The sequence below is a fragment of the Solibacillus sp. FSL W7-1472 genome (assembly GCF_037969775.1).
GTDB lineage: Bacteria > Bacillota > Bacilli > Bacillales_A > Planococcaceae > Solibacillus > Solibacillus silvestris.
In genome coordinates, this window is the sequence record NZ_CP150208.1 from 1,167,136 (window position 1) to 1,184,528 (window position 17,393).

The 17,393-nt window shown below is 40.4% G+C and carries 16 protein-coding genes; 12 read left to right on the forward strand and 4 right to left on the reverse strand.

The genetic code is table 11. The features are described 5' to 3' along the window. Positions 1 to 175: 175 nt before the first annotated feature. A complete protein-coding gene (locus MKY07_RS05575) occupies positions 176 to 466 on the reverse strand; it encodes a hypothetical protein (RefSeq protein ID WP_339264043.1) in 291 nt (96 codons plus the stop codon). A gap of 512 nt (positions 467 to 978) precedes the next feature. Between MKY07_RS05575 and MKY07_RS05580 the strand changes: the two genes are divergently transcribed. The 3 genes from MKY07_RS05580 (at position 979) to MKY07_RS05590 (ending at position 4,041) form a co-directional block, all read left to right on the forward strand. After that, positions 979 to 2,154: a CapA family protein gene (locus tag MKY07_RS05580; RefSeq protein WP_339264045.1), complete on the forward strand. Its 1,176-nt coding sequence runs from the start codon at positions 979 to 981 to the stop codon at positions 2,152 to 2,154. 61 nt (positions 2,155 to 2,215) lie between these two features. Further along, the gene (gene recO, locus MKY07_RS05585; protein ID WP_008403126.1) at positions 2,216 to 2,989 is read left to right on the forward strand and encodes a DNA repair protein RecO; all 774 of its coding nucleotides are present in this window, start codon (positions 2,216 to 2,218) and stop codon (positions 2,987 to 2,989) included. A gap of 251 nt (positions 2,990 to 3,240) precedes the next feature. Beyond that, positions 3,241 to 4,041 carry an MBL fold metallo-hydrolase gene (locus MKY07_RS05590; protein WP_339264047.1) on the forward strand — a complete coding sequence of 267 codons (801 nt, stop codon included), beginning with the start codon at positions 3,241 to 3,243 and terminating at the stop codon, positions 4,039 to 4,041. Positions 4,042 to 4,080: 39 nt separating this feature from the next. Here the strand turns inward: MKY07_RS05590 and MKY07_RS05595 are convergent, their stop codons facing one another. Together MKY07_RS05595 and MKY07_RS05600 are read right to left on the reverse strand one after the other, a co-directional pair. Further along, entirely contained in the window at positions 4,081 to 4,887 is an 807-nt protein-coding gene (locus tag MKY07_RS05595; protein ID WP_008403124.1) for an EcsC family protein, read from the reverse strand. A gap of 64 nt (positions 4,888 to 4,951) precedes the next feature. Beyond that, a complete protein-coding gene (locus MKY07_RS05600; protein ID WP_008403123.1) occupies positions 4,952 to 5,416 on the reverse strand; it encodes a hypothetical protein in 465 nt (154 codons plus the stop codon). A gap of 255 nt (positions 5,417 to 5,671) precedes the next feature. On the opposite strand from MKY07_RS05600, the gene MKY07_RS05605 reads away from it, so the two are divergent. The 7 genes from MKY07_RS05605 (at position 5,672) to MKY07_RS05635 (ending at position 13,734) form a co-directional block, all read left to right on the forward strand. Continuing rightward, positions 5,672 to 6,814 carry an acyl-CoA dehydrogenase family protein gene (locus tag MKY07_RS05605; RefSeq protein ID WP_014824408.1) on the forward strand — a complete coding sequence of 381 codons (1,143 nt, stop codon included), beginning with the start codon at positions 5,672 to 5,674 and terminating at the stop codon, positions 6,812 to 6,814. After that, complete coding sequence (locus tag MKY07_RS05610) at positions 6,811 to 7,863, forward strand: acyl-CoA dehydrogenase family protein (protein ID WP_339264048.1); 1,053 nt, start codon at positions 6,811 to 6,813, stop codon at positions 7,861 to 7,863. Before MKY07_RS05605 ends, MKY07_RS05610 begins: the two co-directional genes overlap by 4 nt. Before the next feature lie 12 nt (positions 7,864 to 7,875). Then, complete coding sequence (locus MKY07_RS05615; protein WP_339264049.1) at positions 7,876 to 8,682, forward strand: enoyl-CoA hydratase-related protein; 807 nt, start codon at positions 7,876 to 7,878, stop codon at positions 8,680 to 8,682. 24 nt (positions 8,683 to 8,706) lie between these two features. After that, entirely contained in the window at positions 8,707 to 9,666 is a 960-nt protein-coding gene (locus tag MKY07_RS05620; protein WP_339264050.1) for a TAXI family TRAP transporter solute-binding subunit, read from the forward strand. Between the two features lie 25 nt (positions 9,667 to 9,691). After that, positions 9,692 to 11,653 (forward strand): TRAP transporter permease, encoded by a 1,962-nt coding sequence (locus MKY07_RS05625; RefSeq protein ID WP_008403116.1) that lies wholly within the window; start codon positions 9,692 to 9,694, stop codon positions 11,651 to 11,653. 19 nt (positions 11,654 to 11,672) lie between these two features. Continuing rightward, a complete protein-coding gene (locus MKY07_RS05630) occupies positions 11,673 to 12,812 on the forward strand; it encodes a CoA transferase (RefSeq protein WP_339264051.1) in 1,140 nt (379 codons plus the stop codon). A 148-nt stretch (positions 12,813 to 12,960) separates the two neighbouring features. Then, positions 12,961 to 13,734 carry an IclR family transcriptional regulator gene (locus tag MKY07_RS05635; RefSeq protein WP_008403114.1) on the forward strand — a complete coding sequence of 258 codons (774 nt, stop codon included), beginning with the start codon at positions 12,961 to 12,963 and terminating at the stop codon, positions 13,732 to 13,734. A 92-nt stretch (positions 13,735 to 13,826) separates the two neighbouring features. Here MKY07_RS05635 and MKY07_RS05640 read toward each other — a convergent pair whose 3' ends face one another. After that, complete coding sequence (locus tag MKY07_RS05640; RefSeq protein WP_339264052.1) at positions 13,827 to 15,215, reverse strand: glycine--tRNA ligase; 1,389 nt, start codon at positions 15,213 to 15,215, stop codon at positions 13,827 to 13,829. Between the two features lie 543 nt (positions 15,216 to 15,758). Between MKY07_RS05640 and MKY07_RS05645 the strand changes: the two genes are divergently transcribed. After that, positions 15,759 to 16,397, forward strand: coding sequence for a helix-turn-helix transcriptional regulator (locus MKY07_RS05645; RefSeq protein ID WP_008403112.1), 639 nt, complete (start codon positions 15,759 to 15,761; stop codon positions 16,395 to 16,397). Positions 16,398 to 16,405: 8 nt separating this feature from the next. Then, positions 16,406 to 17,218: a pyruvate, water dikinase regulatory protein gene (locus MKY07_RS05650; RefSeq protein ID WP_008403111.1), complete on the forward strand. Its 813-nt coding sequence runs from the start codon at positions 16,406 to 16,408 to the stop codon at positions 17,216 to 17,218. Positions 17,219 to 17,393: the final 175 nt, after the last annotated feature.

Consider the following 17,393-nt stretch of genomic DNA (forward strand, 5'->3'; position numbering starts at 1 on the left):
ATGGCCCGATTGTGGAATAAGAAAACTGCATTCCATACAGCTTTTTTAAGTGCTGCAAATAAAACAGGTCCTGGGGATACAACAATTCGTAATGGCATTCGGGGTGCAAAAGTAATTGACGGATGTTATTTCAAAAAAAGAAAAGCTAGGGTAACTCCCTAGCTTTCCTTTCTATCTATGCTATATTTGCACCAATCCATAAAAACGAAACAATTATAATAACATTTAAACTAGTAAAAAGCAAACCCAATATTGGTAAAGTCTTTTTTTCATTTAAAGTACGGAAACAGAAAACAGCCAACACAATAGAACAAATTGTGCCAAGACCAATAAATGCTAGAATCACTGGCGTAAGTGTTTCAGAAGTTGCTCTAGCTATTGGATCTAATAGAAACATAGCTGCTGTTACTAATACACTTGATATTAAAAATAAATAACTTTTCCAAGAGTGTTTTTTAGCTGACATTGTGAATTGTAACCTCCAATCCCAATTAATTAACACTTTTTATTTTACCATTAATTTTACAAGAGTTCGATAACAAACTAATTTCGGAGACGCTTCAGACATTCGGAATCCAGCGATCACTAAGCATGAAGGGATGTCCGTACGATAACGCCGTGGCTGAAGATATTATGACGAATATGGAGTTTACTTTTTAGATGCGTTGTTCCACATTATCGGTGAAAAGTTCTACATTTGGCCGGAAACATTCTACTTTGCCCTCGAAACATTCTACATACTCTGATGAATTAGCGAATAAAATGAATAGGTTCTACATTTCAGCAGTTTTGTTCCACATTTCATTAAAAATTTTCTACATTCAGCCGGAAACATTCTACCTTCCCCACAACATGTTCTACATTCACCCACAACTTGGCGAATAAATCCCCCACCCTAGGACGACAATGATTTTGTTCTTGATTATAGGCAATGTTCTGCTACCATTTAGTAAGGGAATATTTAACAGAAGTTAGAAGGTGAACGCATTGAATAATTTAAATAAATTTTTATTGGCGCTTTGGGGGATTTCACTCGTTTTATTATTTATTGTCGTTGCGACAGTCGATCAGGACAAAACGATTATTGTCGCAGAAGGACAAATGAATATCGAAGAGCCCATCCCGTCGCCAACAATAAATATAGAGAATGATATAAAAGACAAAAACGAGCCAATTAGTGAACGTGAGCAACAAGCACCAAAAGAATCGATTCGTCTTGCAATGGCGGGGGATATTTTACTGCACTTAAGGCTTGCGGAATATAATGATTTTACTTCATCTTTTTCAGCAGTGACACAGATGATGCAAAGCTATGATTTTCTGATCGCCAATCAGGAATCGCCTCCTGTCGGAAATGAATATCCACTAAGCGGCTACCCACTATTTTCGAGTCCGTCCCATATTATTCGGGATATTCAACATGCAGGAGTCGATTTAGTCACAATCGCCAATAATCATATTATCGATCAAGGGGAAAATGGAATGCGTACCGTCTTTAACAATCTTGAAGACTACCATATGCCTTATGTAGGGGCTTATAAAAATGAAGATGACAGGTCTACCCAACGTATTATGGAAATCGGATCGATAAAAATTGGACTGCTTGCCTACACATATGGGACAAATGGACTTTATTTGCCACAGGAATCGCCATTTCTCATAAATTATATTGATGAAGCGAAAATAAAAGCGGATGTCGAGGAATTAAAACAATCGGTCGATGTTGTAGCAGTATCGATGCATTGGGGATCGGAATATGTGTATGAAGCAAATGACAACCAAAAACATTATGCAGATATATTAAATGAAGCGGGAGCCGATATCATTTTCGGGACCCATCCGCATGTCCTGCAACCGTATGACAAGCTCATCAATGAACAGGGACAGGAGACACATATTTTTTATTCTCTCGGTAATTTCTTTTCAACAATTATAACGATCCCGAACACAATGATCGGCGGAATCGCAAGCCTTGAAATTACTAAGGAAGGCGACCGGATTACTATAGATGAACCTGAGCTTTATGCCACTTCTGTATTACTGGATGCAGATGGAATTTATCGGGTTTATCCATTAAAAGATGTGGAACAGCGCTCTGTTAAAAATTTGCAGTGGGTAAAGCAAATCATGGGCCAACATGTAACCGTTTATTAAACTTTTCTAGCAATTGTGCGGTATAATAGAGATACGAAAGAAATAAAAGGATGTGCAACAGATGCTACATAAATGGGAAGGCATCGTTTTAAAGGCGCGTGCTTATGGTGAATCCAATAAAATCGTGACTCTAATGACACGTGAAGCCGGTAAAGTTGCGTGTATGGCACGTGGAGCGAAAAAACCTACGAGCCGTTTGGCAGGTGTAACGCAAACATTTATGCATGGCTCGTTTTTAGTCCAGCGAACATCAGGCATGGGGACATTGCAGCAAGGGGAACATTTCAATTCGATGCGCCACATCCAAACAGATATTGTGGCAACAGCTTATGCAAGCTACATCGTGGAAATTGTCGATCGCCTCGTTGAAGAAGGCAGACCGGAACCTTATGCTTTTGATATATTAATTCAGGCATTGAATGCAATTGAAGAAGGGTATGATCCGGAAGCGATTACATTGTTTGTCGATTGGAAAATGCTCCCGTTTGCAGGGATTCAGCCGATTTTGCATGCATGTGCAGGGTGTGGAGCTGTTGATGGAGAATTTGCGTTTTCATTTACACAAGGCGGATTTATATGTCATCGGTGCTTCCATTTAGACCCGTATATTATCAGGTTGTCACCAACACAGCTCAAGCTGATTCGCATGTTTTATACGGTGCCGATTGAGCAAGTCGGCAAGTTGGAGTTAAAACCGCAGACAAAACAATTTATCAAAAAAATTGTCACGACAATCTATGAAGAACAAACGGGAATTCGTCTGAAATCACGTAACTTCATCGAACAACTGGAGCGTACACCATTACTGCAGCGTGAAAAGAAGGAAGAGGAATAAAATTATTGCTATTCCATTTTAAGAGGGCAAAGTCTAGATTAAAAGAGTTGATTGAAATGAAGGGGGGACTCCAGCTGAAACAGCCCGACGTCTGAGACTACAGGCTCAGACCGGGCCCGCGGAAAGCGTCCGACCCGAAATGGAAATCAACTCCTGTTTAAGCACCGGGAAAATTATTGCCTAGGAAATAAAGCGAGTCGAAAGCGTAGAATCGCGCAGACTTGCTTTCTTTTGTTAAGGAGGGAAAAACAATGCGCCAATTTGAAAATGAGCATTTAACCGTATTTCAAAGTGTGTTATATCAAACGACATCAGCGGTAATCAAAACAAAGCAGGCATTAATCGTAACCGATCCTAACTGGCTGCCGAACGAAATTGCCGAAATAAAAACCTATATCGAGTCGATTATTGAAGATCGGAAATTATATCTTATTTATACACATAGTGATTATGATCATATTATTGCAGCAGGCGCATTTCCGCATGCGACAACAATTGCAAGTGAAGCTTTTGTTAAGCGGGCGAATAAACAAGAGGTATTGGAACAAATCCGTCAGTTTGATGCTCAGTACTATATTGATAGAGATTATTCTATTATCTATCCTCACATAGACATCGTGATTAAAGAAGATGGTCAAACAGTTGAGCTGCCGGATATAACATGTAGCTTTTACTTATCGCCAGGGCATACGGCAGATGGATTATTTACAGTTGTGGAGTCGTTCGGTATTTTTTTGGCGGGGGATTATTTATCGGATGTCGAGTTTCCTTTTATAGAAGATTATGAAGCCTATTTAGCAACAATCCAAAAGGCGCAAAAAATTATATCGGATAAAAAAGTTGAAGTTATTGTGCCAGGACATGGGACAACGACAAATAACCGAAGTGAAATTCAAAAACGTATTGATGCATCGTTATTATATTTAAATAATTTATCAAGCGGTAATGTGGATGAATCGGAATTACAGAAACTTTATCCGTTTTATAAAGGATTAAAAGAAATGCACGAACTTAATAAAAAAATATTCAACAAAAATAGCCACAGGATTTAAGAGATAGAACTTAAATTCTTTGGCTATTTTTTTGTGCATCTAGCGGTTATCCAGTTCATTCATCCGCTCCAGCACTCGTCGCTTGCGGTACAGCATCATGCCTGCCTCGGCAATATCTTCAATCATTGACTTATTGATAAAGGCACCAAAAATCATACCTGCTACAGGAATCATTTGAAAGAGCTTTTTCATACCAAAATTGTCCCGGTACGTAAAGAAAACTTCCTGCCAGCCTTGTAACTGAGAAACCATATTTTCTGCCGCGTTAGGTTTTTCATAATGCTGTGCCAGCTCATTTAATATCGCTTCTTTGCCGACAACATCAGAAGAGGCAAATTGCAGACACTTTACGATGAAAATACGCTCGGCTTTTTCATTTGGATCATATCCATGGATCATCGCAATTTCCTGTAATGTTTTTAACGCAATCCCTAGAATGACAGGAATATCGAGCGCCAATGTAAACACACCACCAAAGCCGGCGGATGCTCCTTGTACGGTTGCAATATTTGCCCGGTTTTTTTGTAGCTTTTCACTCAGTTCCACCATATCTTCAATTGGCATTTGACCAATATCCTCCAATGTGGAAACCGAATGCAGCGTATGTTTTTGAATATGACGCATCATCGATTTTTCGCTTACTAAATATTTTCCGCCGGTTTGAACATAACTCACCAGTTCGTCGATTAAAACGGATATTTTCTCTTGAATGAATTTCGGTGTTAATTTATCGAGTATTTTAAATGGGATGCGGCCAATCTTTTCCCAAAACCATAAACCGCTTTGATCTTTCTCCCATTGTTGGATTGTTAATAAGTGATTTTCCAGCTGCTGTTGTGTTTCCATGAATCGCCCTCCTGATGGACATGTTACTTATTTTACGTTCCTAAATGAAAAAGGTTTCAGCGAGTCATTCGAATTGTGTCAGCAATGGGATGATATCTTCTTTTAACCGCTCATAAAACTCTACTTCAAGTTTTAAGTGTTCATGATGGTGCATTTGTTCAAAAAGAGTAAACATCGCTTCGATTTTTTCTTTAGAAAAGCGGAAGTGGTGATTAAAGTGGTTGCGCTTATTATGGTCGCTTAAATGCATATAGCTCCGGATTATTGTAAATAATTGATGGTATTTTTTGTTTGCCAGTTCATACGCTTCTCGACTTAACCGACCAAGTGCATTGCTCGGATCGTCAAATTTTCTGTAAAATGACTGTGCTTCACGATAAGTTTCAAGTTTCATATTCGCCGTGTAGAGGATGTGATGCTGTGCGCGGTGTTCCGGGCATTCAAAGTGGAGTATAGCTTTAACGAGATGTGAAATTTTATCGAATGTGTCTAAAGTTGTGGCGGTGCTGTCCTTTAACTGAAAAAACATGTAATCCCCTCCATCTATTCTTTATTAGATTATATCGTTTTCTTACACAAATTATCTAAATAATCAAAAAGTTAACAGGTTGAAATTGTATATTTATCAAGAAATAGATAGAAAAATGATAAGTTCTCGATAATGCGCATTTTTTCTGTAATAAGCAATGATATTGTACAAAAGTTTTGACAATTCGGAAAAATGTATTTTATAATATCGTTATTAGAAAGTCGTTACACAATATGCGTAATTGGAGGTAAAGTTATGAATCTACCGAATGTACAATTTACAGAAGAACAAAAGCAGTTTAGACAGGAAGTGCGAAGTTTTTTAAAGCAACATATTGAAAACGGGACATTTGAAACACGCTGTGACTCATGGCTTAGCGGCTCTGACCCTTCTTTTTCAAAACTAGTGGCAGAGCAGGGATGGATCGGAATGACCTGGCCGAAGCAATATGGTGGCAGTGAGCGCAGTACAATTGACCGCTATATTTTAACGGAAGAGTTTTTGGCATTTGGCGCGCCGGTAGCTGCACACTGGTTTGCAGATCGTCAGACAGGACCATTGCTGTTGCGTTTTGGTACAGACTACCAGAAGGAATTTTTCCTGCCGAAAATTGTGAAAGGTGAATGCTTTTTCGCGATCGGTTTAAGTGAACCGAACAGTGGATCGGATTTGGCATCCGTTGCAACACGCGCGGAAAAAGTAGAGGGCGGCTGGATTGTGAATGGTGCAAAAACTTGGTCCAGTAATGCTCATGATGCACATTACATGGTAACGCTCATACGTACAGAACCATTAGGTGAGAAAAAGCATGAAGGTCTTTCGCAATTTATAATCGATTTAAAAGGTGAAGGTGTGACGATTGCGCCAATTCGTTATTTAACAGGAGAACCGCATTTTAACGATATCTACTTGGATAATGTATTTGTTCCGGATGAGATGGTAGTAGGGACACTAGGTAACGGGTGGAAGCAAGGTTTGGCAGAGCTGGCATTTGAACGCAGTGGGCCTGAGCGAATTTTAAGTACATTCCCGCTTTTAAACGAGGTAATTGAACAACTGAAGATTAAGAGAGATCTAGTGGGTCTGGAAGAAGCGACGAAGCTTGTTGCCGAACTGTGGTCATTACGCAACTTATCAATTGGGGTTGCAAAAGTATTGGAAGAAGGCGGCGAAGTTGCAGTACCGGCAGCACTTGTAAAAAGTATCGGCACGAAGTTTGAACAGAAAATTCCTGAAATCATCCGCCTGATGCTTGATGTGTATCCAAACTTGCATAGCGACAATAGGGTCGAGCGATATTTGGCTGAATCTATTTTACATGCACCAGGCTTTACAATTCGTGGCGGAACATCAGAAGTTCTGTATGGAATCTTAGCGAAGGGGGTTATTGCACAATGAGCGAAATTAAAGAAATGGTCTTAGAAGTAGTTGAAAAGATTTTTAAAGATAAAGTCGAAAAAGAAACAGTTGATCTTTTGGAGGAGAATAAGTGGGCCGAAGATGTTTGGCAGCTGTTGCTTGATAATGAACTCCATCAGGTAGTGGTAAGTGAAGAAGATGGAGGAGCAGGTGGGGATATTGAAGATTTATTGGCACTGTATGAACTTTTAGGAAAATATGCTGTACCTGTTCCGTTTATTGAGCATACGTTAGCCCATTTTTTATTGCAGCAAGTGGACTTAAAAGGATTTGAGCAGTTAACTACCTACAGCATTACAACCCCGCTGCAGTTAAAGGACAATGCTTTATCCGGTACATTAAAGCATGTCGGGTGGGCCCAGTATGCCGAAAAAATTGTGGCGGTTGCACAGGAAGAGGCACAGCAGTTTATTATTGTTGCCAACTTACAAGATGCCCTTCTGAAAAACAGCACAAATTTGGCAGCCGAACCACGTTCAGAAGTCGTATTCGAAAATATGAAAGCGCTTCAAAAAGTGCCGATTTCAGCAAAGCAGTATGAGCAATTTAAAAAGTTAGTTACAGCGACATCTGTCAGCAAAATGAGCGGAGCACTAACAACCGCATTTCAGCTGAGTGTTCAGTTTAGTAAAGAACGTGAACAATTCGGCCGTCCAATTCACCGGTTCCAGCTTGTGCAGCAGCATTTAGCGAATATGGCAGGAGAACAGACGCTTATGACAGTGGCAGTCAATAATATTCAAACATTATTGGCAGCTGGGCGAGAAGAAAGCGAAGTGGCGTATGCACGCTTGCGAATGGATGATGCGAGTCGTGTGGTGGCAACTTCTGCGCACCAAGTTCATGCAGCAATCGGTGTGACACATGAACATCGCCTCCACCAGTATACGCGCCGCTTATGGGCTTGGCGAGATGAAGAATTTACGGCACGCTACTGGAAAAAACAGTTGGCACAGCAACTGCTGAAAACAAAAATAGACTTGTGGGAAAGCATTACAGATGAAGTAGAAACGCATGTACATGCATAAGGAGGAAAAACAATGTCGGATTTATTATTTGAAGTGAAGGACCATATTGCAACAATAACACTGAATCGCCCGGAAAGTTTAAATGCATTTAGCGAAGAAATGATCCTTTCGTGGATTAAAGCGCTTGAAGAAGTGCGTGACAATGATGACATTCGGGCTGTCATTTTGAAAGGAAACGGCAAAGCATTTTGCGCAGGCGGAGATATAAAAGCAATGGTGGCTGGCCAGGGCTTTTACCATAGTGAGGAAGATATTACTTCAACAGCGTTGGCCCGGAAAAATTCTTTATGGAAAAAGGTGCAGCGCGTACCTTTATTACTTGAAGAAATCGATAAACCGGTCATTGCGCAGATGCATGGCTTTGCAATGGGTGCAGGACTTGATATGGCATTGATGTGTGATATCCGTATTGCTGCACAGTCTGCGAAGTTCTCTGAAAGCTATATTAATGTAGGAATTGTTCCTGGTGATGGCGGTGCTTACTTTTTACCTCGCCTCGTCGGTATCGACAAAGCACTTGACATGTTATGGACAGCGCGTGTTTTAACGGCAGAGGAAGCAAAGGAAGCACGTCTCGTAACATTTGTTGTAAATGATGAGGACTTGGAAAGCTTTACACAAAGTTATGCGGAGAAACTGACAAATGGTCCAATTGAAACGATCAAAATTATTAAGCGTGCTGTTTATCAAAGCCAATCAATGAGTCTTCGTTCTTCACTTGACTATATTTCGTCAAAAATGGGCTTAGTAACAGAATTACCAGCATACGAAGAAGGAGTCAAAGCAATAGTAGAAAAACGAAAAGCCGTTTTCAAATAATACAGTGCACATGGGGGGACGCGGATGAAGAAAAAATTTCTCGCAATAGTATCAATGGCTGCTATGTTGCTAGTAGGTTGCCAAAGTAATGCTGAGCGTTATGGGGAGCCGCTTATTTTTACAACAGGTACAACAACAGGTGTATTCTATTCACTTGGAGCAGGTATCTCAACGATGTGGACAAATGAACTGGAAAAGCGTGTTGCTTCTCAAGCATCAAATGGGAGTATTGAAAACTTGAATTTAATGCGTAAAGGTGAGGCGAATATTTCATTTACGACGGTGAATATTGCCTATGAAGCATACAACGGTGTAGGAAGCTTTGAAGGAAAACAATATGAAGACGTTCGCATATTAGGGAACTTATATCCTAATATCAGTCATATTATTGTGAAAAACGATGAGAAATACAATTCGATTGAAGATTTAAAAGGAACAAGCTTCGTATTCGGAGCTGCGGGAAGTGCAACTGAGGTAGAATCCCGTCTCGTCCTTGAAGCACACGGTATTGGAGAAAAGGATATTAAAGCAAACTATGTTGGCTTTACAGAAGCGACAGATTTAATGCGAAATGGTCAGGTGGAAGGTGTCAATATATACACAGGTGTACCGGCAGCTGCTGCGACAGAGCTGATCTCAACAGTGGATTCAAAAGTTTTAAGCTTTTCTGACAGCGCCATTGACCATTTAGTAGAGGAATACCCTTGGAACTTTGCTTATACGATCGAGCCAAACACATATGATAAACAGCCGGAAGCGATACAAACTGTCGGTCAGTACAGCACGATCGTAATTGACGAAAGTGTGAATGAAGAAACCGTTTATCAGTTGACGAAAGAGCTGTGGGAAAACTTGAACTCACTGCAAAAATCATTCAGCATTGCGAAGCAGTTCAGTCCGGAAAGCGCGGTTGCGGGAACGGCAGATATACCGCTACATCCGGGTGCAGAGCGCTATTATCGTGAAATTGGTGTAATCGATTAAAAGTAAAGGACAAGGAGGGGACGGTATGACAGAAAAAGTACTTGAAAAAGATGAAATTCAACAATTAATGGACCTTGAAGATAAAAATATCAATTCCCGTAATTATGTTGGTATATTTGGAAAAATCGTGATTGGTGTTGCAATCATCTGGTCCATTTTCCAAATATATATGAGCAGTATCGGTGTGATGGAAGCGACAAAATTTCGTGCGTGGCATTTAGGGTTTTTGCTTTTATTTAGTTTTATTTATTATCCTGCTACAAAGAAAAGTGTTGGGACGAGAAAGTTGCCTACATGGTTTGACAGCATCTGTATTACATTATCAATTTTCGTGACACTTTATTTCGTTATTATTTACGATATTTTAGTTCGAGACCGTGCAGGAGAAAATACGATTCTTGATTTATGGGTCGGCGGGATAGCGATCGTATTATTATTTGAGGCTGCACGTCGCGTTGTCGGCAATGCGCTGACGTTAATTGCACTGTTTTTCCTTGCCTACAATTTCTTTGGAGCCTATATACCAGGAATTTTAGGGCATTACGGATTTAGCCTTGAGCGGATCATCAACATTATGTTCTGGGGCGGGCAAGGAATTTTCGGAACGGCTCTTGGTGTTTCGGCAACATATATTTTTATTTTCGTACTGTTTGGTGCTTTTTTAAAAAACAGCGGGTTTTCGGATTTTATCAATGACTTGGCACTGACAATTGCGGGCCGTACAGCAGGCGGACCTGCTAAAGTTGCAGTATTTGCAAGTGCGTTGATGGCCACAATCAGCGGGAGTGCAGTAAGTAATGTTGTAACAACTGGTACAGTGACAATCCCGATGATGAAAAAGGCCGGCTATTCGAAAAAATTTGCCGGGGCTGTTGAGGCGGTAGCTTCGACAGGTGGCTTAATTGCACCACCGGTAATGGGTGCCGCAGCCTTTATTATGGCGGAGTATTTAGGTGTTGCGTATTCGGTTGTTATGCTGGCGGCAGTTGTACCAGCAATACTTTACTATTTAACATTGTTTATGATTGTGCACTTTGAAGCGAAAAAAATGGGGTTATCGGGTATTTCAAAAGAGAATATTCCGGTAGCAATGCAAGTTCTTAAAAACGGGGGGCACTTATTAATCCCTTTATTTATTTTATTATTTATGCTGTTTGCAGGCTATTCGCCGTTATATGCGGCAATCTTCGCGCTATTTTCAATCGTGCCGACAGCAGCCATTCGCAAACATACACGTATGAATCTGAAAGCGGTTATCGATTCTGTTGTTGAAGGGGTCAAAGGAGCGATTAGTGTAGGAATTGCCTGTGCAATCGTAGGGATTGTTATTGCGACGATCACGCTAACAAGTATCGGTTTGATCATCGGAAACAACGTATTAAGTTTTGCTGGAGACAGTGTCATGCTGGCAGCTATTTTAACAGCGGTAATCAGTATTATTTTAGGAATGGGGATTCCGGCAACAGCTGCCTATATTATTGTTGCCACAATTTCTGTACCGATTTTAACACAATTAGGTGTACCGGCGATTGCAGCACATATGTTTGCCTTCTACTTTGCTGCTTTATCAAGTATTACTCCACCTGTAGCATTGGCACCATATGCCGCAGCAGGTATCGCTGGGGAATCGCCGAATAAAGTATCATTTGAATCGGTTCGTCTCGGGTTGATTGGATTTATTGTCCCGTTCTTCTTTATTTTTAACCCGGCGCTGCTGCTAACAGGCGGTACAATCGGAGAATACATTTTTGCGGCCATTACGGCTTGTATAGGTGGTGTCTCGATTGCTGCCGGAATTAAAGGCTATTTATTCCGACACACGTATTTCATCGAGCGCCTCGTCTTTTTTGGCGCTGGGATTGCGTTAATGGATACTACGTTAATTTATAACTTAATCGCGTTAGCAGTCATTGCCGTTGCTGTTGCGACACAAATCATTTTGAAGCAACCGGAACGGAAAATTGCACCATCGTTAATAAAAGAGTAGAAGAATTGAGGTGATGGGGATGCGCCCATTGGATAATGTTAAAATATTGGATTTATCGCGTGTGTATGCTGCTCCGGCAGGAACGATGATTTTAGCGGATTTAGGTGCTGAAGTCATTCGGGTCGAGCATCCTGCTGGTTCGGATAGTATGCGTGGTTGGGGACCATTTATAAATGGGGAAAGCACGTATTATATTTGTGCGAATCGCAATAAAAAATCAATCACATTAAATTTAAAAGACCAGTCCGATAAAGAAGTACTGCTTGATTTAGTAAAAGAAGCGGATGTCATTATCGATAATTTTAAAGCGGGCGATATGAAGAAGATGGGGCTCGATTATGAGCAGCTTAAGCAAATTAATCCGCGAATTATTCAATGCTCGGTGACCGGATTTGGTCAGACCGGGCCGCTCGCTGCAGAGCCGGGATTTGATCCGGTTATTCAGGCAATGAGCGGATTAATGGATGTAACGGGACATCCTGATGGAGAAGCGACAAAAGTAGGGGTGCCAATTGCAGATATTTTAACATCCCACTATGTTGTAATTGGGATACTGTCGGCATTAAGAATGCGTGACATGACGGGCAAAGGTCAATTTATTGATCTGGCACTGCTAGATGTACAAATGAGTTCACTCGCTAATGTTGCAAGCGCATATTTGAATACCGGTTTCAAGTCGAACCGTCTTGGCAACCAGCATAATAACGTAGCGCCATATCAGGTGTTTGAATGTTCGGATGGCCCGCTCATGTTTTGTGTCGGCACTGAAGATCAGTTCAAAAAGTTTTGCCAGATGATTAATCGCGAGGGCTGGGTGACAGATGAGCGATTTAAAACAAATTCATTGCGCAAACAAAATGAAGACGCACTAGCAGCTTATATTTCCGATATTACCAAAACGAAAACCCGTGATGAATGGCTCGAGCTTTTGCAGCAGTATAAAATTCCTGGCGGACGTGTCAACACAATAGAGGAAGCGTTTCAGCAGCCGCAAGTTGTCGCCCGGAATCTAGTAGGCGAAATCGAACATCCGTCATACGGGACAGTGAAATTTGTGAAAAACCCTTTACAACATTCGGAGCTTAATATTTCCTATGAATACGGGGCACCGCAGTTAGGGGAGCATACGGATGATTTGTTGAAAATTAATAAAAATTAGGAGTTGTTGGGCCAAAATTGGTGATTCCTATTGATTGATATCTATTGTTGGTGAAAAAGTTAGGTGAAAAGTTTTATGACTTTTAACATAGCCCCTTCTTTTTTATATGAATGAGTTTTGCTACTATTAGGAAAAGGGGGGCTTTTGGGTGGAACAACAAAAATTTGAAAAAATGTATTTAATGCAAACAGTTCAAAAAACAATTGTAATATTGCGTGCCTTTACGAAAGAACAGCCAAAGCTTTCTTTAACGGAATTAAATAAAAAGACAGGAATCGGGCTATCTAGCTTGCAACGCTTTGTTGCCACACTAGTGTATGAAGGTTTTTTAATCCGGGATGATCGGACGAAGCAGTATCAGCTTGGCCTATCGTTAATCCACTTAGGGAAGCTAGTTGAGGAAGAATCAAGCATCATTACGATTGCACAGCCCATTCTCCAGCAGCTGAACAAAGCGACGAAAGAAAGTATTTCGATGAGCATTATTGACGGTAATGAGCGCCGCTGTATTATGAATATCGAGAGTTCATATGCTTTATCGGCACGTAATCATGTTGGGGATACTTCACCGCTCTATGCCGGAGCCTCTGCTAAATCATTGCTGGCCTTTTTACCGCAGGAAGAAATTGATCAGTATTTGGATGAAGTGGCGATGGAGCACGTAACGGAAAATACGGTTGTCGATCGCGAGCAGTTGTTGGAGCAGCTGCAGGAAATTCGAAAACAGCAATATGTTTTTACACGTGCAGAACGTATTATCGGTGCCTGCTCATTCAGTACGGCGATAATTTCTAACGGGCGGCCGGTTGCATCGATTGCAATTATTATTCCGGAAGCGCGCTTTGATGAAGAGCAGTTTGATGAATTACGTGAACTCATTTTACATGCAAAATTCGATATTGAAAAACAGCTGAATAAATAAAACAATCCAACCGGGTGTAGAACGGTTGGATTGTTTTTTGTTAAATTAAAAAACACTTTCTGCTCAAAACGAACAGAAAGTGTTTTATAAAATTAGAATTGTAAATGTTTTTCGATATAAGCTTTTACTTCAGCGATCGGCATACGGATTTGTTCCATTGAATCGCGGTGACGAACTGTTACTTGACCGTCTTCTTTTGAATCGAAATCGTACGTAATACAGAATGGTGTACCGATTTCATCTTGGCGGCGGTAACGTTTACCGATCGATTGTGACTCATCGTAATCAACCGGGAATGCTTTACGCAAGTCAGCCCAAACGTCGCCAGCTTCTTCAGATAACTTTTTAGAAAGTGGCAATACTGCTGCTTTAAATGGAGCTAGAGCAGGGTGGAAGCGTAATACTGTACGCGTATCATCGCCCTCTAATTGCTCTTCTTCATATGCATCACATAAGAATGCCAATGTTACACGGTCTGCACCTAATGATGGCTCGATGCAGTATGGTACATAGCGCTCATTTGAAACAGGATCGATGTAAGTGAAATCTTCACCTGAATGTTCCATATGCTGCTTTAAGTCGTAATCTGTACGGTCTGCGATACCCCATAGTTCGCCCCATCCGAATGGGAAGCGGAATTCAATATCTGTTGTCGCATTTGAATAGTGTGAAAGCTCATCATCTTCATGGTCACGTAAACGCATTGAATCTTCTTTCATACCTAATGCAAGAAGCCAGTTTTTACAGAACTCTTTCCAGTATGAGTGCCATTCAAGATCTTCACCCGGTTTACAGAAGAATTCAAGTTCCATTTGTTCGAATTCACGAGTACGGAATGTGAAGTTACCTGGTGTGATCTCATTTCGGAAAGATTTACCGATTTGTGCGATACCGAATGGTGTTTTTTTACGCATTGAACGCTGAACGTTTTTAAAGTTTACGAAAATACCTTGTGCTGTTTCAGGACGCAGGTAGATTTCGTTTGAAGAAGATTCAGTTACACCTTGGTGCGTTTTGAACATTAAGTTGAATTGGCGGATATCTGTGAAGTCGATTTTTCCGCAGTCAGGACAAGCTACTTCAAGCTCTTCCATTTTTTCTTTCATTTGATCGAAAGTCATACCGTCAACGATAATTTCTTTGCCTGTTTTTGTTAAAGAAGCTTCTTCAATCAATTTATCTGCACGGTGACGCGCTTTACATGCTTTACAGTCGATCATCGGGTCGTTGAAGTTACCTACGTGACCAGATGCAACCCATGCTTTAGGATTCATCAAAATTGCAGCATCCAAGCCTACGTTATGTTCTGATTCCTGAACGAATTTTAGCCACCAAGCTTTTTTTACGTTGTTTTTAAGTTCTACACCAAGTGGACCGTAATCCCAAGTGTTTGCTAAACCACCATAAATATCAGATCCAGGAAATACGAATCCGCGGTGTTTTGCTAATGATACAATTGTCTCCATTGATTTTTCTGCCATGAAAAAAACCTCCTATAAATATTTAATCAATTATGCCTCGGCATAATTGCGTCCAGATTTTTAGACCCACAGGATGTGGGTCAGTAAGCCGTTGTCACAGAATGTGACGTATTTAGGCTGACTTCTTTTTTCATCTAAAAAATCTGTGACATCTGCCAGAGCTTATTTTTATTCAGCGAGTGTATAAACACCCGCTGAATAAAAATAAAAGCACCCGTCTCCGGGCACAAAAGCTCTGCCCGGGGACGAGTGCATCAAGACGATGTACCCGCGGTTCCACCCCGCTTGTTTTTAAATAAATAAAAACCTCTTTTATAAAAATAGCTCAGGGGTGCCGTTTCTCAATTCAATGTAGGCTTGCACTATCCCTACTCGCTTATGTTAGAATTGATACTTATAAATCCCTTCATCGCTTACATATTAATAATCATAAACAACAAGTGAGTTGTTCGGTAATATTGTAGCATGGGTTTGTTTTCTTCGCAATATAGAAGGAAATAGTATATAATAATTAATGAAAAAGTATAACATTATTTGAAGCGGGTGAGTCCAATCGAACTCAATAAACGTCAAGATGTAATCTTGCAAATTGTAAAAGAAAATGGCCCTATTACGGGCGAACATATCGCAGAGCGCCTTGGATTAACGCGCGCTACTTTGAGACCTGATCTAGCTATACTAACGATGGCTGGATTTTTAGATGCGCGTCCACGTGTGGGCTACTTCTATGCAGGCAAAAAAACAACGGCAGCCTTTACGGAATCAATGCTGAATTTAAAAGTGAAAGATTTCCAGTCAATCCCGGTAGTTGTTCCGGATGATATGACGGTGTATGATGCGATTATCCATATGTTTTCCGAGGATGTCGGAACACTATTCGTTATTGATAAAGATGAAATATTACAAGGTGTGCTGTCTCGAAAAGATTTACTGCGTTCCAGTATCGGAACACAGGATTTAAATAAAATGCCTGTGCATATAATAATGACGAGAATGCCGAACATCGCCTATTGTGTTAATTCGGATTCATTAATCGTGGCGGCTAAAAAGTTAATAGAACGAGAGATCGATTCCATGCCGGTTGTTGAAGAAACAGAGCGGGGATTAGTCATTACCGGGCGGTTAACGAAGACGAATATTACACGTGCGTTTATTTCGTTAGCAGAAACGCATGATTTATAGGTGATCTCATGAAAAAATTGACTATATTTGTTGTGTCAGATTCGGTCGGTGAAACTGGAGAAGCTGCTGTGAAAGCAGTAGTAAGCCAGTTTCGGCCAAATTTCGAAAAAGTAAGGATTCGAAAGTTTCCTCATATTGCGAATGTTGATGTACTGGAAAAAATTGTCCAAATTGCGATTGCAAATGAGGCAACCATTGTTTTTACGCTAGTTGAAAAGCAGATGAGACAGGCACTTCAAAAAATTGCAAGTGAATATAAAGTGCATGCAATCGACTTATTGGGGTCGATGCTTGATTTAATCGAAACTTCTTTTGATGAAATGCCATTGCAAAAGCCTGGACTTGTGCATCAATTGGATGATGATTATTTTAAAAAGATCGAAGCGATTGAATTTGCTGTTAAATATGATGACGGCCAGGACCCGCGCGGCATTTTGCTGGCGGATATTGTGTTGGTCGGTGTATCAAGAACATCCAAAACTCCTTTATCGCAATATTTGGCGCATAAACGATATAAAGTGGCAAACGTGCCGCTTGTTCCGGAAGTGGAACCCCCTATAGAATTAATGCAAATCGATCCGAAAAAATGTTTTGGGTTAGTCATTACACCGGAAAAGCTCAATAATATCCGGAAAGAGCGCTTAATAACTTTAGGATTAACGGAAAATGCATTTTATGCGCAACATAGTAGAATTGAGCAGGAAATTAGCTATTTTTATAGTATTGTTGATAAAATAGGTTGTCGAACGATTGATGTGACGAATCGTGCTGTCGAAGAAACAGCGCACAAAATAATTGATATGCTAGAGCTTGATTGTTGATAGCAACTGAAGCCGCCTCTCCAAAAAGGAAGAGGAGGTTTTTTTGGTGGAATAATATTCGCGTTTTTTTAGAAACTAAGTGAACTATACTTTTGTTTCAGAAAACCTTTTGTATTTTGCTGAATTTCGACATTTATAGTTATATTCTGATTATTTTTTTGAAATTATATAGCAA